General features: G+C 72.0%; 14 protein-coding genes. 7 read left to right on the forward strand and 7 right to left on the reverse strand.

What is annotated here, in order from left to right; genetic code table 11:
* Positions 1–71: 71 nt before the first annotated feature.
* Positions 72–593, forward strand: coding sequence for an Lrp/AsnC family transcriptional regulator (locus BM076_RS03875; protein ID WP_093711915.1), 522 nt, complete (start codon positions 72–74; stop codon positions 591–593).
* On the opposite strand, the gene BM076_RS03880 is transcribed toward BM076_RS03875, so the two are convergent.
* From BM076_RS03880 to BM076_RS03890, 3 genes are all read right to left on the reverse strand, one after another.
* Complete coding sequence (locus BM076_RS03880; RefSeq protein ID WP_093711916.1) at positions 594–1,358, reverse strand: alpha/beta hydrolase family protein; 765 nt, start codon at positions 1,356–1,358, stop codon at positions 594–596. It abuts the gene before it with no gap.
* Between the two features lie 154 nt (positions 1,359–1,512).
* Positions 1,513–2,112 (reverse strand): TetR/AcrR family transcriptional regulator, encoded by a 600-nt coding sequence (locus tag BM076_RS03885; RefSeq protein ID WP_093711917.1) that lies wholly within the window; start codon positions 2,110–2,112, stop codon positions 1,513–1,515.
* Between the two features lie 7 nt (positions 2,113–2,119).
* Positions 2,120–3,646 carry a 3-hydroxyacyl-CoA dehydrogenase gene (locus tag BM076_RS03890; RefSeq protein ID WP_093711918.1) on the reverse strand — a complete coding sequence of 509 codons (1,527 nt, stop codon included), beginning with the start codon at positions 3,644–3,646 and terminating at the stop codon, positions 2,120–2,122.
* Between the two features lie 134 nt (positions 3,647–3,780).
* Between BM076_RS03890 and paaN the strand changes: the two genes are divergently transcribed.
* Entirely contained in the window at positions 3,781–5,457 is a 1,677-nt protein-coding gene (gene paaN / locus BM076_RS03895; RefSeq protein WP_093711919.1) for a phenylacetic acid degradation protein PaaN, read from the forward strand.
* A 21-nt stretch (positions 5,458–5,478) separates the two neighbouring features.
* Here paaN and BM076_RS03900 read toward each other — a convergent pair whose 3' ends face one another.
* Genes BM076_RS03900 through BM076_RS03910 form a run of 3 tightly spaced genes read right to left on the reverse strand, consistent with a single transcriptional unit; the run spans position 5,479 to position 8,349 of the window.
* A complete protein-coding gene (locus BM076_RS03900) occupies positions 5,479–6,303 on the reverse strand; it encodes a TrmH family RNA methyltransferase (protein WP_093711920.1) in 825 nt (274 codons plus the stop codon).
* A gap of 49 nt (positions 6,304–6,352) precedes the next feature.
* On the reverse strand, positions 6,353–7,684 hold the full coding sequence (locus BM076_RS03905; protein ID WP_407640613.1) for an HTTM domain-containing protein: 1,332 nt from the start codon (positions 7,682–7,684) through the stop codon (positions 6,353–6,355).
* Complete coding sequence (locus BM076_RS03910) at positions 7,681–8,349, reverse strand: DUF5819 family protein (RefSeq protein ID WP_093711921.1); 669 nt, start codon at positions 8,347–8,349, stop codon at positions 7,681–7,683. Before BM076_RS03910 ends, BM076_RS03905 begins: the two co-directional genes overlap by 4 nt.
* A 222-nt stretch (positions 8,350–8,571) precedes the next feature.
* On the opposite strand from BM076_RS03910, the gene paaA reads away from it, so the two are divergent.
* Genes paaA through BM076_RS03935 form a run of 5 tightly spaced genes read left to right on the forward strand, consistent with a single transcriptional unit; the run spans position 8,572 to position 12,240 of the window.
* The gene (gene paaA / locus BM076_RS03915; RefSeq protein ID WP_245795703.1) at positions 8,572–9,555 is read left to right on the forward strand and encodes a 1,2-phenylacetyl-CoA epoxidase subunit PaaA; all 984 of its coding nucleotides are present in this window, start codon (positions 8,572–8,574) and stop codon (positions 9,553–9,555) included.
* Positions 9,552–9,848, forward strand: a complete 297-nt coding sequence (gene paaB, locus BM076_RS03920; RefSeq protein WP_093711922.1) for a 1,2-phenylacetyl-CoA epoxidase subunit PaaB — start codon at positions 9,552–9,554, stop codon at positions 9,846–9,848. Before paaA ends, paaB begins: the two co-directional genes overlap by 4 nt.
* Positions 9,845–10,654, forward strand: coding sequence for a 1,2-phenylacetyl-CoA epoxidase subunit PaaC (paaC, locus tag BM076_RS03925; RefSeq protein WP_177246311.1), 810 nt, complete (start codon positions 9,845–9,847; stop codon positions 10,652–10,654). The genes paaB and paaC overlap by 4 nt, the downstream gene beginning before the upstream one ends.
* The gene (gene paaD / locus BM076_RS03930) at positions 10,648–11,184 is read left to right on the forward strand and encodes a 1,2-phenylacetyl-CoA epoxidase subunit PaaD (protein WP_093711923.1); all 537 of its coding nucleotides are present in this window, start codon (positions 10,648–10,650) and stop codon (positions 11,182–11,184) included. Before paaC ends, paaD begins: the two co-directional genes overlap by 7 nt.
* Entirely contained in the window at positions 11,185–12,240 is a 1,056-nt protein-coding gene (locus BM076_RS03935) for a 2Fe-2S iron-sulfur cluster-binding protein (RefSeq protein WP_093711924.1), read from the forward strand.
* A 53-nt stretch (positions 12,241–12,293) separates the two neighbouring features.
* On the opposite strand, the gene BM076_RS03940 is transcribed toward BM076_RS03935, so the two are convergent.
* Positions 12,294–12,626 carry a rhodanese-like domain-containing protein gene (locus tag BM076_RS03940; protein WP_093711925.1) on the reverse strand — a complete coding sequence of 111 codons (333 nt, stop codon included), beginning with the start codon at positions 12,624–12,626 and terminating at the stop codon, positions 12,294–12,296.
* Between the last annotated feature and the right edge of the window lie 125 nt (positions 12,627–12,751).

The raw sequence follows: 12,751 nt of genomic DNA on the forward strand, positions 1-12,751 counted from the left end.
CGCCTGTGGACAAACGGTTCTGCACAGCTTGAGATGGAGCCAGTACGTCCATGGTAAGGAGGCATGGGGGGATGGCGAGAGAACAGATGGCCGAACAGGACCCGGAGGTCCGACCGCTGGACGCGATCGACCGCACGATCCTGCGGCTGCTCCAGGAGGACGGAAGGGCCTCGATACGCTCCGTGGCCGAGCGCGTGCACGTGTCACGGGCGAACGCGTACTCCCGGATCAACCGGCTGATCGAGGACGGGGTGATCCGAGGTTTCACCGCCCGTGTCGATCACGAGCGGGCGGGCCAGGGCGCTTCCGCGTACATCACGCTCAAGATCGTCCAGAATTCGTGGCGGACGGTCCGTGAACAACTCATCACCCTTCCGGGTGTAGCCCATATTGCCCTGGTAAGCGGTGATTTCGACGTTTTGCTACTGGTCCACACCGCCGACAACCGGACCCTGCGCGAGCTGGTGCTGACCCGGCTGCAGGCCATCGAGGACGTGCTCAGCAGCCGCACGCTGCTGGTCTTCGAGGAGACCGACCTGGTCGTCGGCGACCGGGCGGAACGGGCCCCGCGACCGCCCGGTCCCGTCCCGTGATCAGCTCCCGTACTTCTTGAGGAACGTCTTGACCTTGTCGTAGTTCGCCGGGTCGGACAGCATGCTCACGCCGTGGTTGGAGCCGCCGACGATCGTCAGCTCGTTCTCCTGGGCCTTCTTCGACAGCTTGCTCAGCTCCTTCGTCGAGTCCTGGAAGGGGCTGTCGAATTCGGCGGCCATGTAGAAGATCGGCATCGCCAGATTCGGCACGACCATCGAGGCGTCCATGCCGGAGTAGGTCGTGGGCGCCGACAGCGAGACGACCGCGTCGACCGGCGGGGCGATGGTGCCGGCGGCGGACAGCACAGAGGTGCCGCCCTTGGAGGCGCCGACCAGCAGCAGCTTCGTCACGCCCTTGGACCGCAGGTAGGTCGCCGCCGCGGTGAGTTCCCGCACCTCGCTGCCGGCCGAGTTCACCGCGAGCACGCGGTAGCCGTCGGCGGCCAGCTCCTGGGCGTGCGGCACCCACTGGCAGACGTCGCCGTCCGCCTGGTGGGCCAGTACGAGACCGGTGCTGCCCGTGCCGTCCAGATAGCCCTCGACATCCTGGCCGTCGGTGCCCGGGAAAGTGATCGAGCCCTTCTTGGCCTGTTCGGGTGACAGGCAGCCGAAGTCGTTCACCGTGGCCGTCGGTGTCGCGGACGCGTCGGCCTTGCCGGCCTTGTCGTCCTTGCCGCCGCCCCCGCCGCCGCAGCCGGCGAGCAGCAGGAAGGAGACGGCCAGCGCGGAGGCGGCCACCGCCCGCACCGGCGGTCCGAATCGCACGACAGATCGATCAGCGGAAAACATGGCTGGATCGTGCCGGTACCCGCCCCCACGGGTCAATGGTCTGGACCACCCCGGTTCACCAGCGCGTCGGCCATACCCGGCCGGGCACGTCCGCCCGCGCACGCGTCCGCGGGTCCGGCTACGACCGCGGCTAGGCGCCCGCTTGTGTCCGCAGTCCGTCGAACGCCAGCCGCACCACGGCGTCCGCCACCTGTTCCCGGTCGAGCGCGCCCTTGGTGTCGGGCCGGTACCACTCCACGATCGAATTGATCATCCCGAACAGCAGCCTCGTGGCCAGCCGGACCTCCACATCGGCCCGCAGATCGCCGTCCGCGACCGCCGCCTTGAGCAGCTCCGCGACCCGCTGGTCGAATTCCCTGCGCCGCTCCATCGCCCAGCGCTCGGTCGTGGTGTTGCCGCGCACCCGCAACAGCAGGGTGACGTAGGGAAGTTCCGCCATCAGCACCTCTGTCGTACGCCGTGTGACGTACTCCAGCCGGCGCACCGCGCGCCCGTCGACCGCCCCGGGCTCGTCCAGGATGCCGAAAAGGCCGTCCAGGGCACGTCCCACCGCCCTGTTCAGCAGCTCTTCCTTGCCGCGCACATGGTGGTAGATGGAGGACTTCGAGATGCCCGCAGCGCGCGAGAGGTGCTCCATGGACGTGCCGTCGTAGCCGCGCTCGTTGAAGACCCGTACGGCGACGGCGAGCAGCGAATCCGGCGTATAGGTGTCACGCTTGGACATGGTCATGAGGAGATCATTCTTCCTCGGCCCACGCGCGCCACTGCACTTCCAGCGAAGGCGCGTAACGACCGTTGGGGTAGTACGCGTGCAGCGACTCCAATACGTCGCGCACCCAGGACATCGTGAGCCGCTCGCCCCATTGCAGCGGGCCCAGGGGGTAGTTCACCCCGAGCCGCATGGCGGTGTCGATGTCGGCGGCGGACGCGACGCCCCGGCCGACGGCGTCGGCGGCCAGATCCACCAGCATGGCGACCGTCCGCGCCACGATCATGCCCGGCACCGGCCGGATGACGCTGACCTGCTTGCCGAGCGCCTGGAAAAGCCCGGTCGCCTCCGCGAGCGCTGCGTCCGGCACCTCCGGGGTGCGTGCGAGCGCGATCCTGGTCGCCGTCGTGTAATCGGCCGCCAGGTCGAACTGGATGCCCGGCTCCAGGCCGCCGTCCGCCAGGCGGAGAGACGTTCCGTCACTCAGCTCGAAGCAGTCGACGCCCGCGTCCTCGACGATCTCGATCCCGGTTTTCCGCAGCATATTGCCGAGCGCTTCCGCCGGGCCGAGGTCACCGACGGTCACGCGCCGCGGCCGGTCCGCGGGCTCGGCGGTGTGCGGTACGGACGCGTCGGCCGCACCATGCGCGCCACCGGGTGCCCCGCCGGACGCGCCGCCCGATACGCCGTCGCCGTACACGAACCAGCCGCGGCCCGTCTTGCGGCCGAGGCGGCCGGACTCCACCAGGCGGCGCTGGGCGAGCGACGGCGTGAATTTGGGGTCGTGGAAGAACGCCTCCCACACCGATCGGGTCACCGCCTCGTTCACGTCCTGGCCGATCAGGTCGGTGAGCGCGAAGGGGCCCATCGCGAAGCCGCCGCTCTCGCGCAGCACCGCGTCGATGGTGGCCGGGTCCGCGGCCCGCTCCTCGTGCAGGCGCAGCGCCTCGGCATAGAAGGGGCGGGCGATCCGGTTGACGATGAAGCCGGGGGTGTCGGCGCAGCGCACCGGGGACTTCCCCCAGGCCGCGGCCGTGTCGTAGGCGGTGTCGACGGCCGCCGGATCGGAGGCGGCGCCGGCCACCACCTCGACCAGCGGCAGCAGTGGCGCCGGGTTGAAGAAGTGCAGCCCGACGAGGCGGCCGGGCAGCCGCAGGGCGCCCGCGACGGCGGTCACCGACAGGGACGAGGTGTTGGTCGCCAGCAGGCAGCCGTCCCCGACCGTCTCCTCCAGCTCGGCGAACAGCCGCCGCTTGACCTCCAGGTCCTCCACGACGGCCTCGACGACGAGCGCCGCGGTAGCCAGGTCCGCGATGCCGTCGGCGGCCACGAGACGGTCGAGGGCCGCGCGGTGCTCCGCCGCGTCCAGGCGGCCCTTCTCGGCCAGCCGGGCGAGCCGCGCGCCGACGCCCGCGGCGGCCTTCGCGGCCAGTCCCGGCACTGCGTCGTGGAGCAGCACGCGGTGCCCCGCGAGCAGCGCGACCTGCGCGATCCCCTGGCCCATCGTGCCCGCGCCGACGACGGCGACGGTGCTGCTGCGGTCGAGTGCGGTCACGCTGCCACGGCTCCTCACGGGTGATCGGCGAGTTGTCCACAGGGCCGGGACGTCCCTCTTGTCCCGACCGAACATTCGGTTAATCTAGCGGTGTCTCAGCCACTCAGCCCAGCTCGACGAGGAGTTGGTCCGCCATGTCCGCCGCTGTCTCCGCCACGACCTTGATCGAACGCCATCGTGACACGCTCGACAAGGCGCTCGATGCCGTCAGGACCCGGGCGTACTGGTCGCCCTACCCCGAACACCCCAAGGCGTACGCCGACGCCGCCGAGGGCAAGGCGGCCTTCGAGGCGCTGCTCGGCCACCGCTTCGACCTGGACCAGCCGGGCACCGACGACTGGACCGGCACCGAGCGCTCCCCGTACGGCCTCGACCTCGGTGTGGAGTATCCACACCCGGACCCGGACGTGCTGCTGCCCGCCATGCGGGCCGGGATGCCCGCCTGGCGGGACGCGGGGCCCGAGGCGCGCGCGATGGTGTGCCTGGAGATCCTGGCGCGGATCAACGCGCGGACGCACGAATTCGCGCACGCGGTGATGCACACATCGGGTCAGGCGTTCACGATGGCCTTCCAGGCCGGCGGCCCGCACGCCCAGGACCGCGGCCTCGAAGCGGTGGCGTACGCGTACGTGGAGCAGGTCCGCACCCCGGAGACCGCGGAGTGGATCAAGCCGCAGGGCAAGCGCGACCCGCTCAATCTGCGCAAGTCCTTCACCGCGGTACCGCGCGGCATCGGCCTGGTGATCGGCTGCAACACCTTCCCGACCTGGAACGGCTACCCGGGCCTGTTCGCCTCCCTGGCGACGGGCAACGCGGTGCTGGTCAAGCCGCACCCGCGGGCCGCGCTCCCGCTCGCCATGACGGTACGGGTGGCGCGCGAGGTGCTGGCCGAGGCGGGCTTCTCCCCCGACCTGGTCTGCCTGGCCGTCGAGCGGCCCGGCGAGGGCCTGGCCAAGACGCTGGCGCTGCGCCCCGAGGTCCGCGTCATCGACTACACCGGATCCACCGCCTTCGGCGACTGGCTGGAGACCAACGCCCGCCAGGCTCAGGTCTTCACCGAGAAGGCCGGGGTCAACACCGTGGTGGTCGACTCCACCGACGACTACCGCGGCATGCTCTCCAACCTCGCCTTCTCGCTGTCGCTCTACAGCGGGCAGATGTGCACCACCCCGCAGAATCTGCTGATCCCGCGCGACGGCATCGACACCGACGCCGGCCGCAAGACGTACGACGAGGTGGTCACGGATCTCGCGGGCGCGGTCGAGGGACTGCTCGGCGACGACAACCGGGCCAACGCCCTGCTCGGCGCCCTGGTGAACCCCGACGTCAAGGCCCGCCTGGAGGCGGCCCCGGGCCTCGGCGAGGTGGCGCTCGCCTCCCGCGCGGTGGCGCACCCGGAGTTCCCCGACGCGGTGGTCCGGACCCCGGTGCTGGTCAAGCTCGACGGCGCCAAGCCGGACGCCGAGGCCGCGTATCTGTCGGAGTGCTTCGGCCCGGTCGCCTTCGCCGTCGCCATGGACTCCACCGCGGACGCCCTGGAGCTGCTGCGCCGTACGGTCCGGGACAAGGGGGCGATGACGGTCGGCGGCTACACCACCTCCGCCGAGGTGGAGCGGGGCCTGGAAGAGGTCTGCTGGGAGGAGAGCGCACAGCTGTCGCTGAATCTGACCGGCGGTGTCTACGTCAACCAGACGGCGGCCTTCTCCGACTTCCACGGCTCCGGCGGCAATCCGGCGGCCAACGCTGCGCTGTGCGACGGGGCGTTCGTCGCGAGCCGCTTCCGCGTGGTGGAGGTGCGGCGCCCCGCCTGACCGTCCACCGCGGCCGGGTCCTCAGAGGGTGCCGGGGACCCGGGGCGAGCGGGAGGTGGCCGCCCAGTGGTAGAGCGCCATGCCGACGCTGGTGGCGAGGTTGTAGCTGGAGACCTGCGGGCGCATGGGCAGCGCCACCAGTTCGGCGGCGCGGGCGCGCAGCCCGGCGGAGACCCCGTGCCGCTCGGAGCCGAAGACGATCAGCGCGTCGTCCGGCAGCCCGACCGAGCGGATGTCCTTGCCCTCCGGGTCGAGGACGTACAGCGGTCCCGGCGGCAGCGCGTCCGGGTCCGTGCGCTCCACGGCCGTCGCGTAGTGGAGTCCGGCGCCGGACCGCAGGGCGTTGGGGTGCCAGGGGTCGAGATCACCGGTGGTGACCACTCCGGTGACACCGAATCCGGCGGCCAGCCGGATCACCGCCCCGACATTGCCGAGATTGCGCGGGCTGTCCAGGACGACGACCGGCGCCTGCCGGGGCAGCCGGGCCAGCTCGGCGAGATCGGCCGCCCGGTCGCGCCGGTCGGCGAGCGCGGCCACGGCGGTGGGATGCACCCGTGTGACCAGGGTGCGCAGCGTCGCGGCCGGGATCTGCGTGACGCGCTCGGCCAGCTCCCCGGCCAGGTCGGGGGCGAGTTCCGCCGCGAGCCCCAGCACGGCCGCCTTGTCGCTGCTGAGTGCGGTCCGCACCCGGCCGCCGAAGCGCAGGGCGTGCTTGAGGGCGTGGAAGCCGTCGAGCAGCACCGCGCCCGGCTCGGCGGCCCGCCAGGCGAGGACGGCGGCCTCGGCGGTCGCATCGGCGGTGCTGGCGGCGGCGCCGGACCGCCGCGCGGCCTCGTCCTCGGTCATGGCCTCAGCGTACGGGGCGGCCGGCGGCGGGGTCCGGGCCAGGCCGCGCTCAGGTCACGGCACCGGTCTGCGGCGGTCCCACGGCGGGATCGGCGGGTCCCGCGGGCCGTACGTCCTGCTCGGGCCGTACGTCCTGCTCGGGCCCGGCTGCGCCCTGCTCGTGGACCACCGCCGCGGGCCGGCCGCCACCGGGCCGCAGCCGCCGCAGGAGCCGGTCGGCTGCCCACACCAGGAAGCCCGTCGGCAGGAAGACGGCGTCGGCGGCGATCATCGCGAGCGAGAAGAAGGGGAGTCCGAGCACGAGGGCGATGGAGGCGTGCTCCAGCATCATCGCGACCAGCAGCACGTTCTTCACCCGTCGGTTGAACAGGGTGAAGGGGAAGGCGACCTGGACGATGACGGTGCCGTAGGTGATCAGCATGACGGCCAGGTCGTTGCCCGCCAGGGTGTGCGACAGGGCGGGCCAGGGGGAGAAGTCGTCCAGATGGAGCGGGTAGTACAGCGCGGTGCCGTCCTGCCAGGCGCCGCCCTGGATCTTGTACCAGCCCGCCGTGGAGTAGATCAGGCACACCTCGACGACGATCACGAGCATGGCGCCGTTGTGGACGATGTCGGCGATGATGTCGAGCACCGTGTGCGGCTCCCCGGGCGCGACCCGCCGCACTGCCCACCACACCGCCTGGATCAGCCAGAAGGCCCAGAACAGCAGCGCCCAGCCGGTGCTCAGCTTTCCCGCCAGCGACGCCGCGAGCAGCGCGACCCCGAACACCGTCCACAGCGCGATCCCGACCGGATCGGCCCCGGCTTCCGTCGCCTTCCCGAGGTCCGCGGCCCCACCGACGTCTGCGGCCTTGGCGGCCCTGCGCACGGCGAGCCGCCGGTCGAGCGACCAGACCTTGCCGCAGCGGGTGAAGACGAGGTAGATCGCCATCAGGTGGATGACGTTGTCGCCGCCGTCGCCCTCGAAGACGCTGCGGTTCTGCAGCGACAGCACGCCGATCATGAAGAGCACGGACGCGGTGCGGGTCCGCCAGCCCAGCAGCAGCATCACGGACGCGACGATCGCGAAGGCGTAGACGATCTCGAACCAGGCGCGGCTGTCGGTCCACAGCAGCACGGTGAAGGCGTGGTTCCCGGCGACCAGCTGCTTGGCGAGGTCCCAGCTCCAGGGGGCGTCGGGCCCGTACAACTCGACGCGGTGCGGGAATTCCCGCAGCAGGAACAGCAGCCAGGTCAGCGAGAAGCCGATGCGGACGATCGCGCTCTGGTAAGGGGCGATCGCGCCACCGGTGACCGTGTTCATGCCGCGCGTGACGGCGCGGTCCAGTCCGCGGCCGAGGCCGGCGAAGGGCGAGGGGACCGGGGAGTCGTGCGCGCTCATGAGGCGTTCTCCTGCGCCGCCGGGGCGGCGTTCACGGGCCACCAGGGCAGTTCGCGGTAGACGGTCCCGGGGGCGGGCTGCCGGGTGCCGCCCCAGGACGGCTGGGGGATCGGCGTGGTCGCGGACCTGGCCTGGACGCGGACGACGTCCCCACCGTTCAGCCGCGGGCCGAACCGCTCCCGCACGATCCGCTGGAGATACGTACGGCTCATGTCGCTGCGGTCGCCGGAGTTGGGCTGCTCCTTGTCGTCATGGGTGTCGGTGTAGAAGCTCCAGGCCCGGCGCAACTCGTTCTGCTGGGTGTGGCTGGGGAAGGGGTTGTGGCGCATCGCGTCGATGTCCTGCCCGGTGAGGTCGACCCAGCCGGTGGTGGACAGATTCCCGTCGGTACCACGCACCTCGGCGCGGGCCTGGACGTGGATGTTCTGCTGCAGCGGCTCCGGCGCGAACAGCTTCCAGTTCTGCTCGAACTCCGGATAGACGTAGTCGCTGACCGCCTGAGTGTGCTCTTTACTGAGGGTGTTCGACGGCGCGACGTGCAGAAACACCATGCCGAGGTGGAACAGCGCGCCGACGGCGACGGTGCCGATCGCCACCGCGACGGCGATGCGCCCGGGCGTCGACAGCGCCGCGGTACGGGGCGGCGGCCCCTCGAATGGCTCCATCGTCTCTCCGCTCTCGCCCTGCCGGGCATCCCACGCGAGTCGGGCACGCACGCCTGCCGGGGAGCACGCTACCCACCGCGCGTCCCGGCGGGGAGATTACCGAGTTATCCACAGGCAGGAGGGGCGGCCTTGACACCCCAGGGCGCGGCACCCGACGATAGAATCAACCGAACGATCGGTCGGGCGGTAGGGGAGCACGAAGGACACGAAGGAGGGGTCCGCATGACGACGACGGCAGCACCGGCGGCGACCGCCGGGGAAGCGGTGGCAACGGGGCAGGACGCCCTCCGGGCCGCGTTCGACGCCGCGGTGGCCGAAGACACCAGGATCGAGCCGCGCGACTGGATGCCGGACGCCTACCGGGCCACCCTCGTCCGTCAGATGGCCCAGCACGCCCACTCCGAGATCATCGGGATGCAGCCCGAGGCCAACTGGATCACCCGCGCCCCCTCGCTGCGCCGCAAGGCGATCCTGATGGCCAAGGTGCAGGACGAGGCCGGGCACGGGCTCTACCTCTACAGCGCCACCGAGACCCTCGGGGTCGGCCGCGACGAACTGCTCGACAAGCTGCACGCCGGCCGTCAGCGCTACTCCTCGATCTTCAACTACCCCACCCTGACCTGGGCCGACGTCGGCGCCATCGGCTGGCTGGTGGACGGGGCCGCGATCACCAACCAGGTGCCGCTGTGCCGCTGCTCCTACGGCCCCTACGCCCGCGCCATGGTGCGGATCTGCAAGGAGGAGTCCTTCCACCAGCGGCAGGGGTACGAGCTGCTGCTCGCCCTCAGCCGCGGCACGGCGGCGCAGCACGCGATGGCGCAGGACGCGGTGAACCGCTGGTGGTGGCCCTCGCTGATGATGTTCGGCCCGCCGGACGACGAGTCCGCGCACTCCGCCCAGTCGATGGCCTGGAAGATCAAGCGGCACTCCAACGACGAGCTGCGGCAGCGCTTCGTGGACATATGCGTCCCGCAGGCCGAGGTGCTCGGCCTCACTCTCCCCGACCCCGACCTGCGGTGGAACGAGTCGCGCGGCGCCCACGACTACGGAGAGATCGACTGGAGCGAGTTCCAGGAAGTGCTGCGCGGCAACGGGCCGTGCAATGAGGAGCGGATCAACCGGCGCCGCGCCGCACACGACAACGGCGCCTGGGTCCGGGAGGCGGCCACCGCATACGCGGCCAAGCACGGGGAGGCACAGGCATGACCGGGCAGACGAGCGGGGACTGGCCGCTGTGGGAGGTCTTCGTCCGCAGCCGCCGCGGCCTGAGCCACAGCCACGCGGGCAGCCTGCACGCCCCCGACGCCGAGATGGCCCTGCGCAATGCGCGGGACCTCTACACCCGCCGCGCCGAGGGCGTCTCGATCTGGGTGGTGCCGTCGTCCGCGGTCACCGCCTCCTCCCCCGACGAGAAGGACCCGTTCTTCGAGTCGGCCGCCGACAAGCCCTACCGGCACCCGACCTTCTACGAGATCCCGGAAGGGGTGAAACACCTGTGACCGCCCAGCCGCAGTCCACGCCGGCTCCCCCGCCCTCCGGCACGACATCCGGTACGGCGCCCGGCTCGGTGTCGGTCGCCGCCCCGCGTCCGGTGCGGGCCGCCGCCCCCGCGGCGCTCGCGCTCGGCGACGACGCGCTCGTGCTCGCCCAGCGGCTGGGGGAGTGGGCGGGCAACGCCCCGGTGCTCGAGGAGGACGTCGCCCTCACCAACATCGCGCTCGACCTGCTCGGGCAGGCCCGCACCCTGCTCTCGCTGGTCGGTGACGAGGACGAGCTGGCGTTCGGCCGCGAGGAGCACGAATTCCGCAATGTGCAGCTCGTGGAGCGCCCGAACGGCGACTTCGCCGAGACGATCGCCCGGCAGCTGTTCTTCTCGGTCCACCAGGAGTTGCTGTTCACCGCGCTCGCGGCCGGCGACAGTGCGCTGGCGCCGCTCGCGGCCAAGGCGGTGAAGGAAGTCGCCTACCACCGCGACCACGCCGAGCGTTGGACGCTGCGGCTCGGCGACGGCACCGAGGAGAGCCACCGGCGGATGCAGGACGCGGTGGACGGCCTGTGGCGCTACACCGGCGAGCTGTTCGAGCCGCTCGACGGCCTGGACGTCGACCTCGCCGGGTTGCGCGCACCGTGGCTGGAGCGCGTCACGGCGGTGCTGGGCCGGGCGACCCTGGAGGTGCCGCAGGGCGCCGACCGCACGCCCTGGGCGGCCGGGGCCGGGCGGCAGGGCGTGCACACGGAGGCGTTCGGCCGGATGCTCGCCGAGATGCAGCATCTGCATCGCGCCCACCCGGGGGCGTCATGGTGACCGGGCAGGGGTCGGCCGCCGGGACGGCGAGCGGACTCGAGGAGGAGCTGCTGCGGCTGGCCGGGGAGGTGCCGGACCCGGAGCTGCCGGTGGTCTCGCTGGCCGAGCTGGGGATACTGCGCGGGCTGCGGGTGACCGGGCCCGGCCGGGTCGAGGTCGAGCTGACGCCGACGTACACCGGCTGCCCCGCGCTGGACACCATGGCCACCGACATAAGGGAGGTGCTGACGGCGCACGGCATGTCCGAGGTCGCGGTGCGCACGGTGCTCTCCCCCGCCTGGTCGACGGACGCGATCAGCGCGGAGGGCCGCCGCAAGCTCGCCGAGCACGGGGTGGCGCCGCCGCGCCCGCTGTCCGGCGGCGCGGACGAGGCGGCCGGCGGGCCGGTCGCCGTGGAGCTGCGGGTGCGCTGCCCGCACTGCGGTTCCACCGACACCCGGATGCTGAGCCGCTTCTCGTCCACGGCGTGCAAGGCGCTGCGCCGCTGCGACTCCTGCCATGAGCCCTTCGACCACTTCAAGGAGCTGTGAATGTTCCATCCGCTCCGGGTGACGGAGGTCAGCCCGCTCACGGACGATTCGGTGACCGTCACCTTCGAGGTCCCCGAGGAACTGCGCGCCGAGTACCGCTACGCGCCGGGCCAGCACATCGCGATCCGCCGGTTCGCCGACGGCGCCGAGATCCGCCGTACGTACTCGCTGTGCGACCCGGTGCCGACCGACCACGGGCCGCGGCGGTTGCGGGTCGGGGTGCGGCTGGTCGAGCAGGGCGAATTCTCCACCTACGCGCTCAAGGAACTGGCGGCCGGCGATGTGCTGGACGTGATGACGCCCGCGGGCCGCTTCGTGCTGGAGCCGCGGCCGGGGCGGTACGCCGCGGTGGTCGGCGGCAGTGGCATCACCCCCGTGCTGTCGCAGATGGCGACCGTGCTGGCCCGTGAGCCGGGAGCGAGTTTCTGCCTGGTGCGCAGTGACCGGACGGCTGCGTCCACGATGTTCCTGGAGGAGGTGGCGGACCTCAAGGACCGGTGGCCCGACCGTTTCCAGTTGGTGTCCGCGCTGTCCCGGGAGGAGCAGCAGGCCGGGCTGCCCTCGGGCCGGCTGGACGCGGAGCGGCTGGCCGCCCTGCTCCCGGCGCTGATGCCGGTGGACGCGGTGGACGGCTGGTATCTGTGCGGTCCGCTGGGCCTGGTCGGCGCCGCGGAGAAGGCGCTGCGCACGCTCGGCGTCCCCCGCTCCCGGGTCCACCAGGAGATCTTCCATGTGGACGAGGTCCCGGCGGCGGCGACCGCGGCCGAGCCGATACCCGGCGGCGGTACCGTACGGGCGACGCTGGACGGGCGCGGCGGGCAGTGGCCGTCGCTGGCCGGGGAGTCGGTGCTGGACACGGTGCTGCGCAACCGCTCGGACGCCCCGTACGCCTGCAAGGGCGGGGTCTGCGGGACCTGCCGGACGCGGCTGGTCAGCGGCGAGGTGCGGATGGACCGCAATTTCGCGCTGGAGCCGGAGGAGACGGAGGCCGGTTATGTGCTGGCCTGCCAGTCGCACCCGGTGACGTCCGTCGTCGAGGTCGACTTCGACGCCTGACCGCCGGCGCGGGCAGTCGGGCAGTCGGGCAGTCGGGCAGTCGGGCAGTCGGGCTAGAGGACGAAGCCGGATTCGCCGCTGCTGTCCACGACGGGGCGGCCGGCGGCCTCCCAGTCGAGCATGCCGCCGTTGACGTTCACCGCGTCGACGCCCTGGGCGATCAGGTACTGCGCGACCTGGGCGGACCGGCCGCCGACCCGGCACACCACGTGCACCCGGCCGCCCTCCGGCACCTCGCCGATCCGTGAGACGACCTCGCCCATCGGGATGTGCACAGCGCCCTCGGCGTGCCCGGCGGCCCATTCCTCGTTCTCCCGCACGTCGAGGACGATGGCGTCGGCCGGTACGGCGGCGGCATCCACCGCGGGCAGGTCGGAGTGGAACATCGGACGCGGCCTCCTGGGCACGGGGATCAACGGCTGATCTGAAAACTACCTCAGCCGCGACCCGTACGAGCTGCCCGCCCTCGCACGGGCGGAGGCGGGCGGAGGCGGGCGGAGGCGGGCGGCCC

The sequence above is a fragment of the Actinacidiphila alni genome (assembly GCF_900112845.1).
GTDB classification, from domain to species: domain Bacteria; phylum Actinomycetota; class Actinomycetes; order Streptomycetales; family Streptomycetaceae; genus Actinacidiphila; species Actinacidiphila alni.